This is a genomic window from Serratia sp. (in: enterobacteria), assembly GCF_051654945.1.
In the GTDB taxonomy this organism is placed as follows: domain Bacteria; phylum Pseudomonadota; class Gammaproteobacteria; order Enterobacterales; family Enterobacteriaceae; genus Chania.
In genome coordinates, this window is the sequence record NZ_JBOFZA010000043.1 from 155459 (window position 1) to 177930 (window position 22472).

The following is a 22472-nucleotide window of genomic DNA, read 5'->3' on the forward strand; positions in this document are numbered from 1 at the left end:
TCTCCTTTTGGGAGAGGGTTAGGGTGAGGGGAATATCACCACCCTGCCCCTTTTAAACCACATTGCTAATCGGATAATCCAGATGAAAGAACTCGTGGTGGTTGCCATTGGTGGCAACAGCATTATCAAAGACAACGCCAGCCAGTCCGTAGAACATCAGGCCGAGGCGGTAAAAGCGGTAGCCGACTCGGTGCTGGAAATGCTGGCATCGGATTATCACATCGTACTCACCCACGGCAACGGCCCGCAGGTAGGGCTGGAATTGCGCCGTGCAGAGGTTGCCCATGAACATGAAGGGCTGCCCCTGACCCCGCTGGCCAACTGCGTAGCGGATACCCAAGGCGGGATCGGCTATCTCATCCAGCAGGCGCTTAACAATCGCCTGGCGCAGCACGGTGGGCAGAAAGCGGTCACGGTGATCACCCAGGTCGAAGTGGATAAAAACGATCCCGGCTTCACCCACCCGACCAAACCGATCGGCGCTTTCTTTAACGAACAGCAGCGCGACACGCTATTGCAGCAATACCCAAGCTGGCGGTTTGTCGAGGACTCCGGACGCGGTTATCGTCGGGTGGTCGCCTCACCAGAACCGATCAGGATTGTGGAAGCTGATGCCATCAAAGCACTGACACAACAAGGGTTCGTGGTTATTGGTGCTGGCGGTGGCGGCATTCCTGTCATTCGCGATCCGCAGGGCGATTACCAAAGCGTAGACGCGGTGATCGATAAAGATCTCTCCACCGCATTGCTGGCCAGAGAAATCCGTGCCGACGTGCTGGTGATCACTACCGGCGTAGAACAAGTGTGCATTCACTTTGGCAAACCGAACCAGCAGGCGTTAGGCCAGGTGAACGTCGCAGAGATGACCCGTTATATGGCTGAAGGGCATTTTCCTGCGGGCAGCATGCTGCCGAAGATTGTCGCCAGCCTGGCGTTCTTGCGCGACGGCGGTAAACGCGTCGTGATCACTTCGCCGGATTGCTTGCCTGCCGCACTGCGCGGAGAAACGGGCACCCATATCGTTAACCTCTGAGAGGGAACCACAGATGAATGAGAACAAAAGCCGCCGTGAGTTTTTGAGCCATAGCGGCAAAGTGGCTGCCGCCTGTGCGCTATTGGGCACGACCTCCTCCGTCGGTTATGCTGCTAACCCGGCAACCGCGAACTGTGAGGCAGACCAGCGCATGAAAATTACCGACCCACACTATTATCTAGATAACGTTCTGCTGGAGGCGGGCTTCGAGTTTGACGGAGCAACACCGATCGGTACCCGCACCGAATTGAAAACGCTGGAGATTAACCAGGGCAAGATCGTTGCCCTGCGCGATAACCGCCAGCATCCGGACGGTACCGTGCCGGTTTACGACGCTGCCGGCAAACTGCTGCTGCCTGCGATGCGTGATATGCACATCCATCTGGACAAAACGTTTTACGGCGGCCCATGGCGTTCACTCAATCGCCCGGCAGGCACCACCATCAAGGATATGATTGCGCTGGAGCAGAAAATGCTGCCGGAGCTGCAACCCTACACCCAAGAGCGGGCCGAAAGGCTGATCGATTTGCTGCAGTCACATGGCTCTACCATCGCCCGTAGCCATTGTAACGTTGAGCCAACTTCGGGGCTGAAAAACCTCGAGAACCTGCAACAGGTGCTGGCACGCCGCAAATCGGGCTTTGAGTGCGAGATTGTGGCGTTCCCACAACATGGCCTGCTGTATTCAAAATCAGAACCGCTGATGCGTGAGGCGATGCAGGCGGGAGCACATTACGTCGGCGGCCTGGATCCGACCAACGTCGATGGCACCATGGAAAAGTCGCTCGATAGCATGTTCCAGATCGCACTGGATTATAACAAAGGGGTGGATATCCATCTGCACGAAACCAGCCCGGCAGGCATCGCGGCGGTGAACTACATGGTGGAAACCGTTGAGAAAACGCCACAGCTTAAAGGCAAGCTGACCATTAGCCACGCCTTTGCGCTGGCGATGATGAATGAACAGCAGGTTGACGAGATCGCCACCCGCATGGCGGCACAGCAGATCACCATAGCCAGCACGGTACCGATTGGCACTATGCATATGCCGCTCAGCCAATTGCGTAAGAAAGGCGTGTTCTTGATGACCGGCACCGACAGCGTGATCGATCATTGGTCGCCGTATGGCCTGGGTGACATGTTGGAGAAAGCCAACCTCTATGCCCAGCTCTACATTCGCCCGAATGAGGGAACCTTGTCGCGCTCGCTGGCGATCGCCACCGGTGATGTATTGCCGCTGAACGATAAGGGTGAACGCGTCTGGCCGAAAGCCCAGGACGATGCCAGCTTCGTGCTGGTCGATGCCTCCTGCTCCGCCGAAGCGGTGGCACGCATATCCCCAAGAACCGCCACGTTCCATAAGGGCGAGATGGTTTGGGGCCGCGTTGGGCAAGGCAGCAAGGCTTGATAGATATTGGGTTACTGTGGTTCGTGGTGACGACTAGGGGCGCTGCATTGCAGCGCCCCTAGGGTATAAGCCGGTTAAAACCTGATTATGATCAGCTTAAATCCACATCCTTGCTGCCAAACAGCCAGGTCAGAATAAATCCGGCAATATAGGAGATCAAAATACCGGCAACATACACCAGCATCCCGGCGAAAATGCCCTTGGCCGAGGTCATTAGTGGAATAGACACCAGACCCGAAGGACCAAACACCGTATTCAATCCTACCGGCAAGCCCATCCAGGCAACCAGGCCGATAAAGAAGCCGCCAACCGCGCCCCCCAGGCAGGCAGTAACGAATGGCTTCAAGCGCGGTAAGGTTACGCCGTAAATCAGCGGCTCACCAATTCCCAGCAGGCCAGGGAAAATGGCACCTTTAATCTGGGTACGCAGGAGTGATCCTTTAGGTGAACGAGCAAACAGCGCCAGTGACGCCCCCACCTGCCCGGCACCGGCCATAGCCAGAATAGGGAACAGTGAGTTAAAGCCCTGCGCATCCATCAAGGCAAAATAAACCGGCACAAAGCCCTGATGAATACCAAACACCACAGCGATTAAGAACAAGCCAGCCAGGATCGCGGTACCGAATGGGTTGCCATTCAGGTGCATAAACAGCCACGACATCCCCTTAAACAGCTCGCCACCCACCGGCATAATCACCACAAAGGTAATGGCACCGGTGATCAACAAGGTGATTGACGAGGTCAGGATCATATCCAGATTATCGGGAATAACCCGGCGCACCTGCCTTTCTATCCATGCGCCCAGAATACAGGCCAGCAGAACGCCGATAATGTTGCCGCGCGGATCGATCACCAGGCCAAAAAAGTCACTCATGCCCGCGTAATAGCCGGTAGTGCCTTCCGGGACATAGCGTAAAACAAACAGCGAAGCGATGATCGCACCGTTAACCCCGGTGCCGCCAAACGCCTTCTGGGTGTTATAGCCGATCAGGATGCTAAGGAAGGTAAACAAGCCGATGCTGAACACTTTCATGTAAGCAATCAGCCCCTTTAGCCATGCGGCCGGCGCTACACCTTCCACCAACAGCGTTTGCTGCATCAGAGTAGCGATCCCCAATAGCAACCCTGCGGCAATAAACCCTGGGATCAACGGCGTAAAAATCGTGGCAAATTTAGTCAGGAAATTATGCACCGCGCTGTTTTGCTTGGCCTTCATCTGCTGCTTGTTTTCGCTTGCCAAGGCCTGTAAATCAGGTTGCTCAACACTCCCCCGTTCCTGCTGCGGTTGCGCCGATAACAACGTGTTCATCATCTCGCTGGCGGTCTGGGCTTTGCCAGGGCCGAGGATAATTTGCAGCTGATCGTCGCCGTTAACGACGCCCATCACGCCAGGTATCTTCTTCAACTCATCGAGCTGAATTTGCTGACGGTCTTTTAGCGTCAGACGCAGCCTGGTCATGCAGTTACCGCAGATAATGATATTTTTACCGCCACCTACCAGAAGTAAAATTTGCTCTATCATCGAAACGGTTATTTTCGCCATGGTTATGCCTGTATCCCTTGCAGTGCTTGACGGATGAATCCTTGGTTTTTACTCAATACCGCGCTGGCCTCTGGGGCAGACAGGCCGCCAAGGATCATGACAATCGCGGTTTTGCAGTGGCGCTGGCATTGATTAAGCGCGTCCTCAGCCTCTTCGGGGCTGCACTCCGTCGCCTCGACCACAATATTGACCTGGCGCTGTACCAGTTTGGCGTTGGTGGCCTCGACATCGACCATCAGGTTACTGTAGACCTTGCCGCTGCGGATCATCGCGCCGGTGGTGATCATATTCAGGATCAACTTCTGCGCCGTGCCCGCTTTCATACGCGACGAACCGGTCACCACTTCTGGACCGACTAACGCTTCAATAGCAATATCGGCCGCCTGACTCATCTCACTATTCTGATTACAGGAGATAGCTGCGACAGTCGCCCCAATGCTACGGGCATATGCCATCGCCCCCAGGACATACGGGGTGCGGCCACTTGCCGCGATACCTACCAACACATCACGCGCGTTGAAACCGAGATCGCGTAGGTCCTGAGCCCCCATTTCCGGGTTATCTTCGGCATTTTCCACCGCCTGCAAAATCGCGGTATGGCCACCGGCGATCAGCCCAACCACCTGCTCACGCGGGGTGCCATAAGTCGGGGGGCATTCACTGGCATCCAGGATCCCCAACCGGCCTGAGGTACCCGCGCCGCAATAAATCAAGCGGCCACCGTTGGCAAACGCCTCGACCACCAGATCCACCACCTTGGCAACGGCTGGCAAGGTGGCGGCGACCGCCAACGGCACCTTTTGGTCTTCGCTGTTGATCACTGCGAGCATGTCCAGAGTGGGCAGCGTATCAATTTGCGAACTGGCCGGGTTGCGACTTTCCGTCACCATCTTGCTTAAATTAATCTTCATGGGGGCTTCCAATGGGTTAAGATTTTCGACAATGTTAAGGAATTATTTATTCAACAAATGTGATAATTATCACGCTAAATCGATTCTCGAGGCTAGCAACAGGAGGAATAAATCGCAAAAATAATCGCCATTTAAAAATTTATTCTCAACAATTTCAAATAACTAAATCAAAGGAATGGAACCCCCTATGACTGGAATAATCTATTACATACAGCGGAGGTATTGTTGATGTCCGTGCTAAACGAAATCACCTGGTTGTTGCCAAGCTTGGCTGAGAACCAGCAAAAAATCGCCAAATACATCCTTGATAACCCGGAAGCGATCCTGAGCATGTCCTCTTCGCGCTTTGCTGAAGATGCGGGGGTCAGCCAGTCTGCCATCGTCAAGTTTAGCCAGAAGATTGGTATGAAAGGCTTCCCTGCCCTGAAAATTGCCATCAGCGAGGAGCTGGGTAGAAATAATCTGTTCAAGTCTTTTCCGCATGAGGCCTTGCATAACGCCATTTCATCAGAGGATTCCTTGATGGTGGTGGCACAAAAGCTGGCCCATGAGAAAAACGCCGCGATCGTGGAAACGACCAGAAGGATAAATTTCTCGATTTTCAAACAGGTGGTCGATGCCATCGATAACGCCCAACGCGTGCAGATCGTCGGCATTTGGGGTTCCGGCCTCACCGCCAAAGATCTGAGCTATAAATTACAAAAGATAGGCATCCTGAGCCTGGTGGAAGCCGACCTTCACGTCCAGATTGCCACCGCTCAAGCGCTGACGGCCAAAGACGTGCAGATCGTGATTTCCTTCAGTGGCCGCAGGAAAGACATGCATATCGCCGCCTCGATGGCCAAAGCCCAAGGCGCGACGGTGATAGCCATAACCGGCAACAAAGGCAATCCTTTGGCCAAAATAGCCGATTACGTGCTGGAAAGTGTCTCGGATGAAAACGAATGGCGTAGCTCTTCGATTTCGTCCAGAACCGCGCAGAATACCCTGACGGATCTGATTTTTCTGGCATTAATGCAACAGCGAAAGGAGCTTGCCAAGCCTATGGTGCTGAACGCGAGTATGACAATTAACAATCTGGATGACTGATCCTGGAACAAATTGACTGACACTAAAGGAGTATTAAGAGTTTTCTTGCTATAGACAACCGGGTTTAAATAATTAACCAAAAATATTCTCATAATTAAATGGTTATTCCTTACGCTATCCCTTTGCCCTCCAAGCGGCAAGATAAAACACGAGCATAAAAAATAGCCATTATTCCTTACCGCCCCACAAACACGAATCGATCAACTGTGATAATTATCACTTTATTAAGCGTTTTGGAATGTACAATCGCCGGAAATTGATACCTCGGAGTGATCTCATGAAAAAAATAATACCGGCTATGTTTCTATTTAGCGCAGGAAGCTATGCTGCCGCCATTCCAGATAACCAACTTAAAGAGATGTGGCGTTCACCGCAGAATGCGGCAGAGCAGCTCATAGCCAACATGAGTTTGGCAGAAAAAATCGGTCAAATGTTAATGGTTGATATTCGTTCCTGGGATGAAAACAGCAGCGAAACTAAAACCCCATTTACCGAGATGAATGCCAACGTCAGTAAAATGATCGCCGACTATCATTTGGGTTCGGTGATCCTGTTCCGTGAAAACCTGATTAATACCCCGCAAACGGTTGAGTTGATTAATAACTTCCAGAGCGCACGCGATAATTTACCGCTGTTTATCAGCACCGATCAGGAAGGCGGCTATGTCACACGTCTACGCGTTGGCACCGAGATGCCGGGGAATATGGCTCTGGGGGCTACGGGTATCGCTGACCTGGCCAAGCAAGCCGGGAATATCCATGGTTATGAGTTAACCAGCCTCGGGTTTAACTTTAACTTTGGCCCGGTGGTGGACGTCAATAATAACCAGAATAATCCGGTGATCGGCGTCCGCTCTTACTCCGACGATCCTATTCTGGTAGGAAAATTAGCCCGCAGCTATATCGAAGGTATTCACCAATACCCGGTCCTCACTTCTTTGAAGCATTTCCCTGGTCACGGTAACGTTGCTTCCGATACCCACTTTGCTTTACCCAGCGTCAATACGGATAAGGCTTCATGGCAGCAGACCGAACTGCAACCCTTTGTCGATGTCATGCCAGCTACCGATGCCATCATGACCGCTCATGTCGTGGTACCCGCGCTCGATAGCACCATCCTGACCAACATCAAGGGCGAAAAAATCGGTACTCCGGCTACCTTGTCCAAGGCGATCCTGACCGATACCTTGCGCAATCAACTGAAATTTAACGGCCTGATCCTGACGGATGCGATGGATATGGGGGCGATTACCGGTAATTTTGATCGCCACTGGTCAATCAAGCAGGCGATTTTAGCCGGTAATGACATTGTGTTGATGCCAATCGGCATTAAAGACAACGCCAGCATTGAACAACTCGGCGAACTGTACGCTTATTTGCAGGCTGAAGCAGAAAAAGATCCGGTGTTTAAGCAACGCATTGAGGATTCTGCCCGGCGCGTAATTTACACCAAACTGAATAAGCGCATCTCCCCAGCGCCTCATGATGCAGCCAAGGCTGAAACTATTGTCGCTTCCAAGGCGCACAAGGATCTGGAAAATGCCATTTCAGAACAGGCCATTACGCTGATCAAAAATGAAGGCGTCCTGCCTTATCCACTGAAAGCGCAAAACAGCATCATGGTATTTTCGGATGAAGGCCCACGCAATGAGCTCATCAAGAAGCATTTGAATCAGATTGCCAATGAGCTGAAGGTAGAATTAAACATCAAGGATCAGGTAGTTAAACTGGATCAAGACCAGTTAACAACGGCAGAAATTGAACAGCTACTGCAAGATCGGCAGTTTGTTATTCTGGCCACCTATAATCTGAAGTTAAATCCGGCCAATGCACAGCGGATCATCGACGTCGCCAATAAGAAAAATATTCCTCTGGTGGTGATTGCGACGCGCAACCCGTACGACATCGCCTATTTATCTGACGTAAAGGCCAATATTGCGATTTATGGTATTACCGGTTTTGATGTGACCAATAACGTGCGCAACAGCCTGGAAACCAATATTCGCAGTGGCTTAAGAACCCTGTTCCAGGGTCCAGCCGGAAAAGAAGATATTCTCGCCACAGCTCGCGGTAAATTACCGGTAGATATTAAAACCCCAGATAACAAAGATGTACTCTACCCTCGCGGTTACGGATTAACAGCATTATAAAAATCTCTGAAGGTAAAACATGAAGATCTTAACAGGGCTAGTGATTTTCAGTGCCATTTTCCTGGCGCAACCGGTATTGGCTGATGAGTCTGAGACAGATTATGATCAGGAGATCATTAAACTCAATAAGCGTATTCAGCAAATAGAACAAGAAAAGAAAGCAGCACAGGATAAAGTGCATCAACAAACCTGGCGCTTCGATACCTATATTGGCACCGAGCAAGAGATAGACAGTGACGATCGCTGGAAATATATCCGCGGCAGCGTAGCAACCTCGCCTTATGTCGGTGCCTTTATTTACCAGAATGATTCATTGTGGATGTATGACGTTCAATTTTTGAAAACCTATCTGGACAATACGCCAGAATATGACCGTACACGCTGGCAAGCGGGCGTCACCAGAACGTTTCCTTTCACCCTGGCAGGTAAAAGTGGCAACACCAAACTGCGCCTGGGCTACCGTAACGACAACTGGCATTTCCCGTCCATCAGCAACCCGGCGCTGGCAGCACCGGAGTATAAAGGAGATATCCGCAAGGGCGAGGAACGGCACGAGATCTGGATCCGTCCACAGGCATACTACAAATATTCTGATAGCCTGAGCTTTAATGCCAGCCTCTCCTTCCGCCTGATTGACCGCAAGTTGGACTATGCGCGGGCCAAAGGCGATTACGGGGTCTACAAACGCGACTGGAGCCAGATCAATGAGCACTTCGCAGGGGCGAATTTTACCTTTAACCAGAAAAACTCCCTCTGGCTCAACTATCTGTATATCGATGAGCAATTGGTCAATACGCTGTATAACAAGGAACATTTCCTGTGGGCGATTTACCGTTACAAGCTCGATAATGGCGTGATGTTAATGCCTTATACCCGGCTGGCGCTGACCAAAGGGACGCAAAGCTTCCGCGACTCCAGAAACCAGGAGACGGTGTATAAAGAGAAGGACCGCAGCCGCTATGGTTTCCAGGCGATCTATCCATTTACCAAACAGACGTCGCTGTTTGTCGACAGTTACTATCGCCCGGAACAAACCTGGATGAACGGTGATAAGACCAGCAACAACTTCTGGTTCTGGGCGCTGGAACTGCGGCATAACTTCTGACGGATATTTGATCCCATTAATAGAGGGAAATAAGGAATGAGATACCTGCTGCAAACGGTATTATTCCTGTGCGCATCGTTTGCCCTCAGCGCTGGCCATGCCAGCGCTGTACCTGGCATCGTACTCGGCGTCGATCAGGAACAAACCTATGGGCCACTGCTTAAAAACAAGCGGGTAGGTCTGATGGTGAATCAAAGCTCAATCAATAAACAGGGCCGCCATACCATCGATAAACTGCTCTCTGAGCAAGATAAATATCAGTTTACCGTGACGACCCTGTTCTCGGTGGAACACGGTATCCGCGGCAACGCGGATGCCGGACTGGGTGACGATAATCATCTCGATAAAAACAGCGGCCTGCCAATCGTTTCTTTATATGGCCGGGATGAAGATGGGCGGGCTCGTGCTCATCCCACCGAGGCGCAGTTAGCCAATGTCGATATCGTGATTTACGATTTGCAGGATGTTGGCGTTCGCTTCTTTACCTACACCATCTCCCTGCACCATATGCTGGAAAGCCTGCAAAAATACCATAAGCAAATGATGATATTTGACAGGCCCAACCCGCTCGGCAGCCATGTGTATGGCCCCATTCTTGAGGAACAGAACATCTCAGGCATTGGCATGCACCCGATACCGATGGTCCATGGGCTCACCTCCGGCGAGTTTGCCCGCATGATCACTGGCGAAGGTTGGTTGACGAATTTCAACGATACCAACCGGCAGGCTTTTGGTATCAAAGAGTATCAGTTTCCCGCTAAAGACCTGATGGTGATCGGCATGGCTAACTATACGCATGACACACCGTATTCACTGCCAGTGCGGCCATCACCGAACTTGCGCAGCGATTTGGCTATTCAGCTTTACCCTTCTCTGGGCCTGTTTGAAGCCACCAGCGTCAATATGGGCAGAGGTTCCGATCATCCGTTTGAACAACTGGGTTTTCCTACGCGCCAGTTTTACGTCAATACCTGCTATCAGGTCGATAGCAACCAGCAGAAAACCGGTTGGCCACAGGCAGGGAAAGAGGTGTGTGGTGAGATTTTTACCGGCACCGATATCAGCCAGGTTAAGCCGACGATCCGTTACCTGGTCGACTGGTGGTTCAAGTTTCAACATGCAGGCTTTGCGATGGTGATCCCAGCGGCAAAAGAGGCGCAGTACCTGGATTATCAGGAGGAGTTCTTTTTAATCCGCCCGACCTGGTTAGCCAAGCTCACCGGTACCAGCAAACTGGTGACGTTGCTCAATGATGCCAGCGATAGAAAGCTGTCCGTTGATGAAACGGTCAATTTTATCGAGGCTCAGTGGCAGCCTGAGGTGGATAGTTATTTGCAACTGCGGGAGAAATATAAGCTTTACCCTTAGCGAGGCTGGAATAACGTAGTGTGGGGATGCTCCCCCTCAGCCGAGCAGTTTTATGCGATTACTTAGATAAATCCGTCTGGCTGGCATGGACAGACGGAAAGAACAACCTGATTGGTGTTACTGGCCAATAGCAACCAATGACTTGAACCAGTCAGGATTGTTCTTCAAGGCTTCATCGAGTTCAGCCCAGGTGATGTTATCAGCAGTACTTTCGTTTTTTACTTTGGTATTGATGATATCTATCAGTTTATCCACATTATCTTGTTTTTTAGAGAACCCGTGGCGCTTGTATAGCCAGTCCTCTAATTCATACTGCTCTGCTTTACCCGTGTTTACAAAATCATGATCGGACTTGGACATAGTAGATAATCCTTTGTTCATAGGCGCTGTTACAGCGCCTAAATTTTCCATGAGTGTGGGGATAGCATCATTAAGCCATCCTTCCTCCCTAGCGAGATAGTTTGTCAGTCGCCTTTTTTGTGCTCATGCTCTTTCAAATCTGGATGCTTCTGCTTGTTCTCTGGCGTGACTCGACGTCTTTTATCCTCTTTACCGGTTGATTCTGCAATTGGTTTTGGACCCGTTTTAAGTCCCATACTTCTCTCCTTTGACAGTCAATACATAGCGAAATTATCCGCCGCTGAATATGGCCATTTCAGGCCAATTTTTAAATGGATTGTTCCCTAGAAATGCAGTCATCACTCAATTGCGGGTCAAAGAATGCAAACAGGATTTATCCCTCTCGGTATTTTATTCAAGAAGTAATAATTTATTATGGTAATTATTGTATAGATAGCATTCACGCTGATGGCTGATTCATAGGTCGATTTTTCGACATTATAATCAGGAGCGCCCCACGGATTAGCCAAATCGATCCTTAAATCGCCGTGTACTTTGCCGTCTATTCATTTGGCTATTGCAATTAGGACACAGATGCTGCTTCTTACCATCTATCTCCCAGGTAAAATATTTTCTCTTGAAACTAATATTACAGACATCACAGCGACGCGGTTTAAATATCGCCGCAATAATTACCAGTAAAATAAAACCAAAAACTAACCACTCCATTTTGCAATCACCCCATCCATAAGCTTACCTTATAAATACCTCATAAATTGCAAGGTTTCAACCAGGATTGCTGTAAAAATTTGTGATTAAGTGAGATTGGCCAGTCTTCGCTGGCAGATCGAGAACTATCAGTTGTGGGAGGTTCTGATGAAGGAGTCAATTGGCAGTTTTAGTAGCGCTAAGGCAATCCGTAAGTCATAACCAATACTTAATGCACACTACTGCCCATACGAGCATACCAAGGCCGGACCCTATCAGCCTCCTTACTCCGCTTTTCTTTCTTTTTCTTCGGAATAAACCGATAACAATCAGGATCACTGACAGAGGTATTACAACATACACTAGAAAAAGAAATATAAGCAGTGGCGTAGGGTTATGGATCATTTTTTGGCTCTTCCTCCCTGAAAAGAAATTAATGTAGCACACGACACCTCAGCAAAAGCCCAGGCAGCGGTTAGGGTTAAGGGTTCTTGTGAAACAGGCGTCGAATAGTCAACCAGACGCTTTAATAAAACAGCCACCAGCAGATCACACCCAGAACGGCCAAAAACACCAACACCGGGATTAACTTCCCGCCCCGCTTGCGCCTTTTGCCAGAGCCAGAGATATGCAGGACATCCCCAATTTCGCAGACAACTTCCAGCAAAAATGAAGCCGTCCCAACAATCACTCTGAACACCATGTGCAGTAGCTCACCAATACTCTCTAACATTCCATGTCCTTGCTTTCCATCAAGGTGATACCGTACCAGCTAGCCGAGCGATAAGCCACCGATCGGTATCGCCCTGGCGGCGAACAACCTAACGAACAGAGGAATGACTTCCACTTTTTCTTATTCTCAGCGCCAAAAAGGACGGCTGTAGTCACGCTTGATATCATCTCGATGCAAGCCAATATCCTTTAACTGATCGCCATTCAGCCTTGCCAGCGTATTGGCGGCTTTGCGCCGCTCATTCCAACGATTTACCCATCTGTATGCTTTCAACCATAAATGGACAACAATATTACGGCGTTTCCGTGTTGCTCGCGCAGCCGATAAACCGTTTTCATTCATTTGATTTTCAATCACATTGCTCATTATCGACTCCCCGTTAGTAGCTGAGCCATTAGCATGATACTTTGGCGAAAAACCTGACAGATGCAAAAGTCGGCTATTATTTCCATACAGATATGTGATAAACAGTCTGAATGGCCAAAATCAGCGCCATCTGTACTGGTCCCTCTCTCTTTATCAGGTGATATCAATGACTCGCTACCAACAATTGGCCGATATTCTTAGCCAGCGCATCAAAGAAGGGCTGTATGTTGCCGGAGAGCGGTTGCCTTCGGTTCGTGTGTTGAGCGACGAGCATGGGGTCAGTATCAGCACCGTACAACAGGCGTACCGGCAGCTTGAAGAGTGCATGCTGATCGAAGCGCGGCCGAAATCGGGCTACTTCGTGCGTTGTAGCTCAAACCTGCCAGCTTTACCTGCGCTATGCAGCCATGCACAAAGACCGGTCGAGATATCCCAGTGGGAAAATACGCTGGAGTTTTTACGGGGGAGCACTCAAAAAGATGTACTGCATCTGGGTGTCGGCACGCCCGACCTTTCTGGCCCTGGCCTGAAAATACTCAGCCGTTTGCTCGCCCGTATCAGCCTGCACCAAAGCGAGGAAGTGCTGGATTACGACAGTATTTACGGCACCCTGGCGTTGCGTGAGCAGATTGCCCGCCTGATGCTGGACAGCGGCAATCATCAGTCGGCAGAAAATATCATCATCACCTCTGGCTGCCATGGCGCACTGGCTATTGCCTTAGGGGCCGTTTGCCAGCCTGGCGACATCGTGGCGGTGGATTCACCCAGCTTTCATGGCGCAATGCAGACCCTGAAAGGAATGGGGATGAAGGTGATAGAAATCCCCACTGACCCGGTGGTGGGGATCAGCCTGGAAGCGTTGGAAATGGCGCTGGATCAGTGGCCGATCAAGGCCATCCAACTGACCCCGACCTGCAATAATCCGCTGGGTTACAACATGCCGGATGAGCGCAAGAAAGCGCTGTTGACGCTGGCCCAACGCTATGACGTTGCCATTATTGAGGACGATGTATATGGCGCACTCGCTTATCAATACCCTCGTCCACCGACCATCGCCTCATTTGATGATGATGGTCGCGTATTGTTGTGCAGTTCCTTCTCTAAAACCGTTGCGCCCGGTTTGCGCGTGGGCTGGATCGCGCCAGGGCGTTACCTGGAAAAAGCACTGCATATGAAATACATTTCTGCCGGGCGGGTTCCCACGTTACCACAGCTGGCAATGGCTGAATTTATCAAGCAAGGGCATTACCTCCAGCATTTACGCCGTATGCGCCGCCAATATCAGCGTAATTGCGACATTATGACGGGCTGGATCATGAAGTATTTCCCACCGAATACTTGCCTGAGCAGGCCGCAAGGCAGCTTTATGCTGTGGGTTGAGCTGCCTTATGGATTCGATAGCCTGCGGCTGAACCGCTGTCTGTTGCCACAGGGCGTACAGATTGCCGTCGGCTTTATCAGTTCTGCGGCGGGAAAATACCGCAATTGCCTGCGGCTCAGTTACAGCAAACCCATGACCAGTGAGATTGAGCGGGCGATCCAGAAGGTGGGGAAAACGATTTATGAAATGCTGGAAAACCTTAAATAATGAATGCCGAGAGTTGATGGGTTCCACTACAGCAATCTGAACCCGCAATTCACATTGCGGGCTTTTTTGTGTCTGCAGCACGATCCTTTGGTACAACTAACCGTTAGTGATCCAGATAGAGATAATGTAGCCAACTGGTCATACGTAACAGGACCTTGCGCATGATGGAAAGATGCTCAAAGTGCTCGGTATAGACCGCAGTCTGCGCAGTGACCCCATCAGGCAATTTATCGAGGTCTGGAACAGGGTCCAAATCAATCATCACGTAAACCCCCTCTTGCTGAGCGCCGAGATTTAGCCCCTGCAATACACCGCTGGCCTGATAGCTGCCGCTGGGTACCACAGGCAGCACCCGCGTTACCGAGCCGCCATAGATTTTCCCGGGCAAACCGTTAAATACCACCTCAGCCTTGTCGCCCTGGGTTAAACGCAAGATCGAGTTTTGACGGAATACCGCCACCACCTGCCGTTTTTGCTGCGGAATAAAAGTCATCACCGGTTTGAACGGCAGACGCACTGCCGTCGTGCCTGGCCTTGCCAGCACTTGAGTGACGTAACCATCGCTTGGTGCTCGAACGGTCGTTTGTTCCAAATTGTAGGTCGCCTCTGCAATCTGTGATTTCAGGCTGGCGATGCGAGCATCCTCACCGTTGTAGTTGCCCGAAAGCCGTTCCCGCGCCTGCTGATGCTGAGACTTGGCAACCTGCAGCGCTGCAGATTGCGCTTGGAACTGCTGCTGGGCATGGCTGATGTCTTGTTCAGAAAAAGGATTCACTGCCATTGTCGCGCCTTTAGCATAGCGCAGATAATCTTTGCGGGTTCGTTCATACTCGGCATAAACCCGCTGCACATTGGCTGAAGACTCTTGCAACGCAGCCTGCCGTGTTCTGACATCCGCTTGTGTACTGGCAAGATCTGCCTGCAGTTTGTTCAGCCGGGCACGGTAACGGGTGTCATCAAGGCGAAACAGCACATCCCCTTTATGCAATAACATATTGGTCTTATTCGTGACCTCGACAATCACTCCCGATACCTGGGGAACAATAGGCACTGAAATAGCGATTTTCTGTGCTCGATAGGTATATGGATGGTTGTAATTCATCCCCAGAATCAAAGCACCCACGATAAAAATACCGCCAAGTACTGCGGTCGGTACGGTCCATTTATTGATTGGGATACGGAACAGTTTGAATACGCCGTAGCTCAGCGCAACGTAGCTGAGAATAATTAAGAGATCCATACCTTTTCAACTACCTTTATCAGACAACGAGCTTTCATCTGCAACAGGCATCTGCATGCGCTGCAACTCGCTTTGTAACTGATGAATTCGCGCTTGCAACACTTCAGGTTGCTCAGCCCTTGCAGCCATACCCCATCCCCGCTCTGGTCGATATAATGTTGCCCAGATCCACAGCAGTGGCCAAATAGCATGTAGGGTAAACAGGCTAACCCAGCCCGCTACATGAATGGCATCTTGATGAGGGTGTTGCCGCTTCTTGGCCAACAAATAAGGAATATCATGGATAATAATCACACCATAAAATAAAATAAAAAACACGGCGATTAATACGCCTAAAGCAAAATAATCTAGAAACATGCTACACCCTGGTTGATTACGCTGAATAACTCATCGGGATTTTATGCCGCCTTATACTCTTTAATGTCTTTAGCAATGATATCGATAGCGTTTTTAACCTCTTTCACTGTCAATTTTGATTTTTCATTATTCAAATTATTTCCGGAGGCTTTTCGCACCACTTTGATAACTGGCTGATTGGTCGAAGCATCGATAAACTCGCCTTCCATATAAACGGAACTCTCCATGGTGCGGTGCCCCGTCACACTCTGTGTTGCAGCGATCAGAAGTGTGATTGGCAGTACCTCATACACCTGAAGCCCCTTTTTCTGCATATCGATAGCCGTTATAGCCCCGCGAAAAATAAGCGTATTTTCACGCGGCATATCCTCTAAGATAAAATGAGACGCCATCGCCTGCCTAAACTGCTGGTTGGTATAGTTCAGGATATTATCCAGTGTACTCTGGCTTACCATTTCAGTGGGTTTCGGCCGAGGGAAGTAGATCATCGGCTGGTAAACCAAATATTTGTATTTAGCAAAGTCAACGTTAGTCTCTTTCCAATATAAGACGTCCTTGCCAGAGGCTGATGTACCTTTAGTAATATCATTGTAATCATTCAGGAATCTTGAGTATCTTTCCTTTTCAGTGACCGTGGATGAACAGGCTGCCAGAATTAATACCAAAGGCAAAATGGTCGCACGCGTTATTCTCATCATAATTCCCAATATTAATTTAATACATAGCAAATAATGGTTCAAAATAATACCCACTAGTTACTGATAAGTCATATGACAATACCGTCAAAAGTGTATATCATTTTTGATATACAGAATCAGACTGGCGAGCAGAGTGAAACCAAAAGACTTCAAGATCGACGAACTCAGGATCGTCCGCTACGTCGCCGAGACGGCCAGCATCAGCAAGGCCGCTCAACGGTTAGATATGCCGCAGTCAAATGTGTCGCGAACCCTGACAGCCCTGGAGCGACGACTTGGTCTGGAGATCTTTTTACGCTCTCCGCGCACGCTGTCTTTGACCGAGTTTGGCGAAGATTTTTTACGTCGGGCCACTCAGCTATTAGATGAACATAGCAACCTGCTCGATATGTCGGGTACTTATAAACGCAGCTTGAACGGCACAGTGACACTCGGCGCACCAATCGGCATCCATTCGTTCCTGACCCGTTATCTGCTGCCCCCCTTACTGCGCGAATACCCCGAACTGATCGTCGATTTAGTAACCCGCAATCCGGATGAACGTGAGAAAAAGTACGGGGCCGTTTTCGACAGTGACTGCGATCTGCTAATCAGCTTCTTCCAACCGCAAAATGAAAGCCTGATCGCCAGGCCCTTAACCCGTTTCCGCGTCGGCTTGTTTGCATCGCCTAGCTATATCGCTAACGCGCCTCTGGTCGAACCAACAGAGCTGAAAGAGCATCGCTGCATTACCTTGCGGGTGCTGGGAGGGAGCAACAATATCTGGAGCAGCTATAGCTCGCAGGGCCAATTGATGCAGGTGGCAGTCACCGGTAGCAGCATATGCGACAATATTCTACCGGCCATCGAGCTGGCAAAACAGGGGCTGGGCATTGTTTATGCCCCCTACTACTCCGTCGCTTCTGCGCTGGAATCAGGTTCACTGTTGCCTTGCATTGAACGCGAGCGCTGTATCGATATGCAAGCCTTTCTGATTTATCGTCAGCGTGGGGTGTTGCCCCATAGGGTTCAGGTGATGATGGATAGCATTATGCATAATATGCAATTGCATGAGCAGCGTTTGATCTAGTGGGGGGTACTCTGCAATTGCATCTAGACCTGCGTTAAGGTTAGCCGCACAACAGGGCATCTGTAGTACGAGTGAAAAAATTTACTAGCCAGAACCGCTAATGATGGCAAAGATGCCATACAGCACCTTGGTGTTTTCATCTAACACCCGTTTAGCCTTGCTGATATTACCCATAGAAATCCATTTCGAGTGAATTTTACGCTATTGTAAACGTTCTAGCTGATTGATGTATATCGTAAAAAAATATCTCCCCAATTAAGGGGCGAACCAATGTGCGCCCCCTGTCTTTTAAACGCGGCTTTTCCGGCAGCCCTCAACGCCAATTCGAATTCTTCATCACCGAATAGCGGCCGCTACCAAGGAAGGCGATGGCCAGCCCAGCAAAGAAATACACGGCCATATCTTCTGCGCCCCAAGCCCCTACCTTCGTCAGCATCAACGCCTTACCGGGATCGATCAGCAGGTAGGCCGCCAGCATGGTAAATGAAAATACCAACGCAGCCGGGCGGGTAAAAATCCCCAGAATGATCAACACGGGTGCCACCAACTCGCCGATGAAAACACCGTAACCGATAAACCCTGGTAGCCCATGCTGCACCAGTAGCCCCTGTATATAATCGATGCCGCCGATCAGCTTATGCCATCCATGGAATATCATCATAATGCCGAATGCCAGACGCAGGATGAACTTACCCAGATCCTGGCGATCCATTACGCGATTGAACCAATTCACCATATTGCACCTATTAAGAGTTAGTGATAATCGTAATCAATCTAATCCTAGGTAGCATTTTTACAAACGAAATTGATGGTAAACCTTGATCCAACACAATAAATAAATTTTCATAAAAACCAACGGTTATAAGCCATTCCTAAAGTGCTGACCATGACGCATGCCCGTGCCACACAACCGGCGGTGATGCACACTATGTATTGGCTGAGGTGTTTTATTGATAAGGTTAAGTGAAGATATGGCAGGATTTTGCATTGCCCATGATCGACACTGACTGCGCCTTTCATTGGTTAACCAGACACCAGGCCCATTGACTACATCTTTGGATGTTTGCGACACAAATACGGTACGCAGAGAGGCTCAGGCTGAATTGAAGATTACGTAACTCATTGAAATTTGATGGTACGCCCTACAGGGCTCGAACCTGTGACCTACGGCTTAGAAGGCCGTTGCTCTATCCAACTGAGCTAAGGGCGCATTGAAATGCGGATGCGGCAACCGAAGTTGCGGAGTTGGATTATACGGTCAGAGGTCAACGAGTCAATGCATTTTGTTGGTGTGCTGGCCAACAGCGTGCTTTATGGTGATTTTTCGCACAAATAAACCGTTAAAAGCCAAGCTAACGCGATGATCTGATTAAGTAAATATCCACTCAAAGCGCCTCCTCTCCCCCACCTTATCCCTTAGACCTACGGCTTGAAAGGCCATTGCTCAGTATGCTGGTGACCATGAGTTGAAGATGAAGACAATGGAGATAAAAAACGTCGAGGATCATTCCATTGCCGTAAAAAAACATCAACCACGACGCAATCGTGTGCTTATTCTCAACATAACCCCGATCCAAAGCCTGACAGCGCGCCTCTCTTCTGACAAAATAGCGCCATCCCCCGCTTTTCTTAAATGATGGATTTCCTCACTGATGGCAGCAAAGATTATTGATGGCAAAACGATTGCTCAGCAGGTTAGAAACGAAGTAGCTGAGCAAGTGAAACAACGTCTGGCCGCTGGCAAGCGCGCGCCGGGCCTGGCGGTGGTACTGGTTGGTGAGAATCCGGCTTCGCAGATTTATGTCGCCAGCAAGCGCAAGGCCTGTGAGGAAGTGGGCTTTATCTCCCGTTCTTACGATCTGCCTGCCTCCACCACCGAACCTGAATTGCTGGCGTTGATCGAGCGATTAAACGCCGACCAAGAAATTGATGGCATTCTGGTACAGCTCCCACTGCCTGCGGGCATTGATAACGTGAAGGTGCTGGAGCGCATTAGCCCGGATAAAGACGTGGACGGTTTCCACCCGTATAACGTTGGCCGTCTGTGCCAGCGTGCGCCCAAACTGCGCCCTTGTACCCCACGTGGCATTGTCACTCTGCTGGAACGCTACAACATCGATACCTATGGCCTGAACGCCGTGGTCGTCGGCGCTTCCAACATCGTTGGCCGCCCAATGAGTATGGAGCTGTTGCTGGCCGGCTGTACCACCACCGTTACGCATCGATTCACCAAGAACCTGCGTCACCATATCGAAAACGCCGATCTGTTGATCGTCGCCGTGGGCAAACCGGGCTTTATTCCTGGCGATTGGATCAAACCGGGCGCGATCGTGATCGATGTCGGCATCAACCGTCTGGAAAGTGGTAAAGTAGTCGGCGACGTAGACTTTGAAGCCGCAAGCGAACGCGCGGCCTACATTACCCCGGTTCCAGGTGGCGTCGGCCCCATGACCGTTGCTACACTGATCCAAAATACCTTGCAAGCCTGCGAGGAATTTCACGACGTTCAACCTAAATAAGTAAGGCAGTATGGAAATTTTTAATCTGGAAAGTCACCCTCACGTCGAACTGTGCGACCTGCTGAAGTTCCAGGGCTGGTGCGACAGCGGCGGTGCCGCGAAAGAAGTGATCGCCGATGGGCAGGTCAAAGTAGACGGTCAGGTCGAAACGCGTAAGCGCTGCAAGATCGTTGATGGCCAGAAGGTCAGCTACAAAGGCATGAGCGTCACGGTTAAAGCCTGATTGTTCAAGCGCCAAGAAAAAAATGCCGGGTCAGCCAAGCTACCCGGCATTTTTGATCCGCTAAAGCGGCCTAATGATCCAAGGCAACCGAGCACACATGGTCAATCCCGCACAACATGTTGTACAACTCATCCAGAGTCATCCTTTTCCTTACCGTCAGCTTGAAGTTCACTTCAATCTTGTGTCTTTTGATGTCGCGTATCGTCATCGCATCGATCAGGTTTCTCTGCTGGTTAAGCTGGCTCATCAGGCAGGGCAGCCCTTCCTTCTCATCGAGTATCAGACGTACCTTGACCTTCCCCAGGTGCTGGTTCCTTGATTGCAGCAAGAAAATATAGGGGCTGATCTTTATCGCCAACAAAAACAGCGCCGTCGCCAATAACGCATGCAGATAGAAACTGGCTCCACAGGCAATCCCGACGCCCGCCGATGCCCAGACGATCGCGGCGGTCGTCAGGCCAGAAATCGCATCATCACGACGATGCAAGATGACACCGGCCCCCAGGAAGCCGACCCCACTGATAATCTGGGCGGCCAGCCGCATCGGGTCGCTGCGGATATTGACGGATATCTCGGCGTAATACTCCGCAGACTGGATCGACACCACCGTTAATACGCAACTGGCAACGGCAATAATCACGCAGGTTTTAAATCCAACGGGCTTACCTTTGGATTCGCGTTCCAGACCAATCACGCCCCCCAGAACAAACGCCGCGACGATCTTGCCTACCGTCGCCAGATGGAGCGGCCCTAACCCGCCCAGCACCGATAACAGGCTGTCCATGTTGCTCCCTATTGCTGAGCGGGCTTCAGTACTTTCTCTTTGGAAAGATCGTCCTTGAAGAAAATAAAGAAGAATAGCGAAACCACAGCGGCGATGATCGCCGAGAACAGCCAGAAGCTTTCCCACTGCGGCAATGCCTGGGGCCCCTGCTCCGTCACGGTGTTGTTGAAGATCTGGCCGCAAATGGTGGAAGCGAACAGCAAGCCAAAGCCATTAGAGACGATAAAGCGCAGGCTCTGTGCCTGAGCTTTAATTTCTGGCCGCGCTTTGCGGTCAACATAGATATCCCCGACCGTAAAAAAGAAGTCCCAGCAGAACCCTTGCAGCATCAGGCCAATCAAAACAAACGTCATGTTGGCATCAAGCGCGGCCTGGGAGAACAGCACCGAGCGAATGATCCAGCACACCGCCCCCATCATCAACGTCACCTTGAAGCCCGCTTTCAGCAGGAAGAACGAAAGCAGGAACATAAACACCACTTCACAGGCGATCCCCACCTGCATCATGGAGGCAGCGTTATCAAACCCGAGCGCTTTCAGGAACACCGGAATATAGGCGGAATAGGCCGTTTTGGGGATCATCAATACAAAGATGCTCAGCATTAAAATGGAGAAATTGCGATCTTTGAATAATGCCAGCGCATCCAGGCACAGCAAGTCACGCAGGGCGAAGCTGCTACCCTTGGCCTTCGGCGGTGTATCCGGCAGAGTAAAGCAGTACAGCCCCAATGCCACCCCGGCAGCCGAAGCAATGTACCAGGTCATGGTATCGCCGGAATATCCCATCTGCCCGATGATGAACCCTATCACCATAAAGCCGAAGGTGCCAAACACACGGATCACCGGGAAATACTTCACGCCGTTGATATGGCTGAAGCTGATACTGTTAGCCAGCGCGGTGGTCGGATAGAACAGCAAGCCGACCAGGAAGATCATCACCAACGTCATGGTGGTGTCCTGCGCTTCAATAAACTGCGGCACACACAGGATCACTCCGGCGTTTATCAGGTGCAGGATCCCCATGACTTTCTGCGAAGCAAAGAAGCGGTCGGCGACCATGCCGATAAACAGCGGCGAAAGTATCGTCGCCAATCCCAGCAGCGCATAGGATGAACCGATAATGGCGGCCATGCCGTAGGTGCTCAGCACCAGGCCCATCGTCATATTCCAGGCGCCCTGCATAAAATACTGCACGAACATCATGATCAGCAGGCGAGGAGTCTTGTTAAAGTCCATGAGATCT

At 50.4% G+C, this 22472-nt stretch carries 22 protein-coding genes and 1 tRNA gene; 10 read left to right on the forward strand and 13 right to left on the reverse strand.

Features of this window, described 5'->3' with window-relative positions; all coding sequences use genetic code 11:
• Positions 1 to 82: 82 nt before the first annotated feature.
• Together ACRDCA_RS06795 and ACRDCA_RS06800 are read left to right on the forward strand one after the other, a co-directional pair.
• Positions 83 to 1033, forward strand: a complete 951-nt coding sequence (locus ACRDCA_RS06795; protein WP_438688839.1) for a carbamate kinase family protein — start codon at positions 83 to 85, stop codon at positions 1031 to 1033.
• 13 nt (positions 1034 to 1046) lie between these two features.
• Entirely contained in the window at positions 1047 to 2441 is a 1395-nt protein-coding gene (locus tag ACRDCA_RS06800) for an amidohydrolase family protein (protein ID WP_438688840.1), read from the forward strand.
• Between the two features lie 91 nt (positions 2442 to 2532).
• Here the strand turns inward: ACRDCA_RS06800 and murP are convergent, their stop codons facing one another.
• Entirely contained in the window at positions 2533 to 3984 is a 1452-nt protein-coding gene (gene murP, locus ACRDCA_RS06805) for a PTS N-acetylmuramic acid transporter subunit IIBC (RefSeq protein ID WP_438688841.1), read from the reverse strand.
• Positions 3985 to 3986: 2 nt separating this feature from the next.
• Positions 3987 to 4895, reverse strand: a complete 909-nt coding sequence (gene murQ, locus ACRDCA_RS06810) for an N-acetylmuramic acid 6-phosphate etherase (RefSeq protein WP_438688842.1) — start codon at positions 4893 to 4895, stop codon at positions 3987 to 3989.
• A 228-nt stretch (positions 4896 to 5123) separates the two neighbouring features.
• On the opposite strand from murQ, the gene ACRDCA_RS06815 reads away from it, so the two are divergent.
• The 4 genes from ACRDCA_RS06815 (at position 5124) to ACRDCA_RS06830 (ending at position 10606) form a co-directional block, all read left to right on the forward strand.
• Positions 5124 to 5984 carry an SIS domain-containing protein gene (locus ACRDCA_RS06815; protein WP_438688843.1) on the forward strand — a complete coding sequence of 287 codons (861 nt, stop codon included), beginning with the start codon at positions 5124 to 5126 and terminating at the stop codon, positions 5982 to 5984.
• Positions 5985 to 6261: 277 nt separating this feature from the next.
• The gene (locus ACRDCA_RS06820; protein ID WP_438688844.1) at positions 6262 to 8133 is read left to right on the forward strand and encodes a glycoside hydrolase family 3 protein; all 1872 of its coding nucleotides are present in this window, start codon (positions 6262 to 6264) and stop codon (positions 8131 to 8133) included.
• A 19-nt stretch (positions 8134 to 8152) separates the two neighbouring features.
• On the forward strand, positions 8153 to 9238 hold the full coding sequence (locus tag ACRDCA_RS06825) for a hypothetical protein (RefSeq protein WP_438688845.1): 1086 nt from the start codon (positions 8153 to 8155) through the stop codon (positions 9236 to 9238).
• A gap of 36 nt (positions 9239 to 9274) precedes the next feature.
• Positions 9275 to 10606, forward strand: coding sequence for an exo-beta-N-acetylmuramidase NamZ family protein (locus ACRDCA_RS06830; protein WP_438688846.1), 1332 nt, complete (start codon positions 9275 to 9277; stop codon positions 10604 to 10606).
• A 117-nt stretch (positions 10607 to 10723) separates the two neighbouring features.
• Here the strand turns inward: ACRDCA_RS06830 and ACRDCA_RS06835 are convergent, their stop codons facing one another.
• The 4 genes from ACRDCA_RS06835 to ACRDCA_RS06850 all read right to left on the reverse strand — a co-directional run bounded on the left by ACRDCA_RS06835 (position 10724) and on the right by ACRDCA_RS06850 (position 12752).
• Positions 10724 to 10966 (reverse strand): hypothetical protein, encoded by a 243-nt coding sequence (locus ACRDCA_RS06835; RefSeq protein ID WP_438688847.1) that lies wholly within the window; start codon positions 10964 to 10966, stop codon positions 10724 to 10726.
• 104 nt (positions 10967 to 11070) lie between these two features.
• A complete protein-coding gene (locus ACRDCA_RS06840) occupies positions 11071 to 11202 on the reverse strand; it encodes a hypothetical protein (RefSeq protein ID WP_438688848.1) in 132 nt (43 codons plus the stop codon).
• A gap of 977 nt (positions 11203 to 12179) precedes the next feature.
• The gene (locus tag ACRDCA_RS06845; RefSeq protein ID WP_438688849.1) at positions 12180 to 12386 is read right to left on the reverse strand and encodes a hypothetical protein; all 207 of its coding nucleotides are present in this window, start codon (positions 12384 to 12386) and stop codon (positions 12180 to 12182) included.
• 126 nt (positions 12387 to 12512) lie between these two features.
• The gene (locus ACRDCA_RS06850; RefSeq protein WP_438688850.1) at positions 12513 to 12752 is read right to left on the reverse strand and encodes a DUF1127 domain-containing protein; all 240 of its coding nucleotides are present in this window, start codon (positions 12750 to 12752) and stop codon (positions 12513 to 12515) included.
• A 166-nt stretch (positions 12753 to 12918) separates the two neighbouring features.
• Here ACRDCA_RS06850 and ACRDCA_RS06855 point away from each other — a divergent pair, with 166 nt between their 5' ends.
• Positions 12919 to 14340 (forward strand): PLP-dependent aminotransferase family protein, encoded by a 1422-nt coding sequence (locus tag ACRDCA_RS06855; protein ID WP_438688851.1) that lies wholly within the window; start codon positions 12919 to 12921, stop codon positions 14338 to 14340.
• Between the two features lie 103 nt (positions 14341 to 14443).
• On the opposite strand, the gene ACRDCA_RS06860 is transcribed toward ACRDCA_RS06855, so the two are convergent.
• From ACRDCA_RS06860 to ACRDCA_RS06870, 3 genes are read right to left on the reverse strand one after another with little or no spacing between them, the layout of a single operon-like run.
• On the reverse strand, positions 14444 to 15580 hold the full coding sequence (locus tag ACRDCA_RS06860) for an HlyD family secretion protein (RefSeq protein ID WP_438688852.1): 1137 nt from the start codon (positions 15578 to 15580) through the stop codon (positions 14444 to 14446).
• A gap of 6 nt (positions 15581 to 15586) precedes the next feature.
• On the reverse strand, positions 15587 to 15937 hold the full coding sequence (locus ACRDCA_RS06865; RefSeq protein WP_438688853.1) for a DUF3302 domain-containing protein: 351 nt from the start codon (positions 15935 to 15937) through the stop codon (positions 15587 to 15589).
• A 41-nt stretch (positions 15938 to 15978) separates the two neighbouring features.
• The gene (locus tag ACRDCA_RS06870; protein ID WP_438689024.1) at positions 15979 to 16632 is read right to left on the reverse strand and encodes a DUF3313 domain-containing protein; all 654 of its coding nucleotides are present in this window, start codon (positions 16630 to 16632) and stop codon (positions 15979 to 15981) included.
• Positions 16633 to 16768: 136 nt separating this feature from the next.
• Here ACRDCA_RS06870 and ACRDCA_RS06875 point away from each other — a divergent pair, with 136 nt between their 5' ends.
• Entirely contained in the window at positions 16769 to 17704 is a 936-nt protein-coding gene (locus ACRDCA_RS06875) for a LysR family transcriptional regulator (protein WP_438688854.1), read from the forward strand.
• 313 nt (positions 17705 to 18017) lie between these two features.
• Here ACRDCA_RS06875 and ACRDCA_RS06880 read toward each other — a convergent pair whose 3' ends face one another.
• Together ACRDCA_RS06880 and ACRDCA_RS06885 are read right to left on the reverse strand one after the other, a co-directional pair.
• Positions 18018 to 18440, reverse strand: a complete 423-nt coding sequence (locus tag ACRDCA_RS06880; protein WP_438688855.1) for a DoxX family protein — start codon at positions 18438 to 18440, stop codon at positions 18018 to 18020.
• 397 nt (positions 18441 to 18837) lie between these two features.
• A tRNA-Arg gene (locus ACRDCA_RS06885) sits at positions 18838 to 18914 on the reverse strand.
• Between the two features lie 442 nt (positions 18915 to 19356).
• Between ACRDCA_RS06885 and folD the strand changes: the two genes are divergently transcribed.
• Together folD and ybcJ are read left to right on the forward strand one after the other, a co-directional pair.
• Positions 19357 to 20223: a bifunctional methylenetetrahydrofolate dehydrogenase/methenyltetrahydrofolate cyclohydrolase FolD gene (gene folD, locus ACRDCA_RS06890; protein ID WP_438688856.1), complete on the forward strand. Its 867-nt coding sequence runs from the start codon at positions 19357 to 19359 to the stop codon at positions 20221 to 20223.
• A gap of 10 nt (positions 20224 to 20233) precedes the next feature.
• The gene (ybcJ, locus tag ACRDCA_RS06895; protein WP_025121631.1) at positions 20234 to 20446 is read left to right on the forward strand and encodes a ribosome-associated protein YbcJ; all 213 of its coding nucleotides are present in this window, start codon (positions 20234 to 20236) and stop codon (positions 20444 to 20446) included.
• Between the two features lie 70 nt (positions 20447 to 20516).
• Here the strand turns inward: ybcJ and ACRDCA_RS06900 are convergent, their stop codons facing one another.
• The gene (locus ACRDCA_RS06900) at positions 20517 to 21230 is read right to left on the reverse strand and encodes an MgtC/SapB family protein (protein WP_438688857.1); all 714 of its coding nucleotides are present in this window, start codon (positions 21228 to 21230) and stop codon (positions 20517 to 20519) included.
• Between the two features lie 8 nt (positions 21231 to 21238).
• Positions 21239 to 22465, reverse strand: coding sequence for an MFS transporter (locus tag ACRDCA_RS06905; RefSeq protein WP_438688858.1), 1227 nt, complete (start codon positions 22463 to 22465; stop codon positions 21239 to 21241).
• Between the last annotated feature and the right edge of the window lie 7 nt (positions 22466 to 22472).

Coding starts and splice junctions, on each gene's coding strand:
- ACRDCA_RS06795 (WP_438688839.1), top strand. CDS start 83: ATGAAAGAACTCGTGGTGGTTGCCATTGGTGGCAACAGCATTATCAAA.
- ACRDCA_RS06800 (WP_438688840.1), top strand. CDS start 1,047: ATGAATGAGAACAAAAGCCGCCGTGAGTTTTTGAGCCATAGCGGCAAA.
- murP (WP_438688841.1), bottom strand. CDS start 3,984: ATGGCGAAAATAACCGTTTCGATGATAGAGCAAATTTTACTTCTGGTA.
- murQ (WP_438688842.1), bottom strand. CDS start 4,895: ATGAAGATTAATTTAAGCAAGATGGTGACGGAAAGTCGCAACCCGGCC.
- ACRDCA_RS06815 (WP_438688843.1), top strand. CDS start 5,124: ATGTCCGTGCTAAACGAAATCACCTGGTTGTTGCCAAGCTTGGCTGAG.
- ACRDCA_RS06820 (WP_438688844.1), top strand. CDS start 6,262: ATGAAAAAAATAATACCGGCTATGTTTCTATTTAGCGCAGGAAGCTAT.
- ACRDCA_RS06825 (WP_438688845.1), top strand. CDS start 8,153: ATGAAGATCTTAACAGGGCTAGTGATTTTCAGTGCCATTTTCCTGGCG.
- ACRDCA_RS06830 (WP_438688846.1), top strand. CDS start 9,275: ATGAGATACCTGCTGCAAACGGTATTATTCCTGTGCGCATCGTTTGCC.
- ACRDCA_RS06835 (WP_438688847.1), bottom strand. CDS start 10,966: ATGTCCAAGTCCGATCATGATTTTGTAAACACGGGTAAAGCAGAGCAG.
- ACRDCA_RS06840 (WP_438688848.1), bottom strand. CDS start 11,202: ATGGGACTTAAAACGGGTCCAAAACCAATTGCAGAATCAACCGGTAAA.
- ACRDCA_RS06845 (WP_438688849.1), bottom strand. CDS start 12,386: ATGTTAGAGAGTATTGGTGAGCTACTGCACATGGTGTTCAGAGTGATT.
- ACRDCA_RS06850 (WP_438688850.1), bottom strand. CDS start 12,752: ATGAGCAATGTGATTGAAAATCAAATGAATGAAAACGGTTTATCGGCT.
- ACRDCA_RS06855 (WP_438688851.1), top strand. CDS start 12,919: ATGACTCGCTACCAACAATTGGCCGATATTCTTAGCCAGCGCATCAAA.
- ACRDCA_RS06860 (WP_438688852.1), bottom strand. CDS start 15,580: ATGGATCTCTTAATTATTCTCAGCTACGTTGCGCTGAGCTACGGCGTA.
- ACRDCA_RS06865 (WP_438688853.1), bottom strand. CDS start 15,937: ATGTTTCTAGATTATTTTGCTTTAGGCGTATTAATCGCCGTGTTTTTT.
- ACRDCA_RS06870 (WP_438689024.1), bottom strand. CDS start 16,632: ATGAGAATAACGCGTGCGACCATTTTGCCTTTGGTATTAATTCTGGCA.
- ACRDCA_RS06880 (WP_438688855.1), bottom strand. CDS start 18,440: ATGGTGAATTGGTTCAATCGCGTAATGGATCGCCAGGATCTGGGTAAG.
- folD (WP_438688856.1), top strand. CDS start 19,357: ATGGCAGCAAAGATTATTGATGGCAAAACGATTGCTCAGCAGGTTAGA.
- ybcJ (WP_025121631.1), top strand. CDS start 20,234: ATGGAAATTTTTAATCTGGAAAGTCACCCTCACGTCGAACTGTGCGAC.
- ACRDCA_RS06900 (WP_438688857.1), bottom strand. CDS start 21,230: ATGGACAGCCTGTTATCGGTGCTGGGCGGGTTAGGGCCGCTCCATCTG.
- ACRDCA_RS06905 (WP_438688858.1), bottom strand. CDS start 22,465: ATGGACTTTAACAAGACTCCTCGCCTGCTGATCATGATGTTCGTGCAG.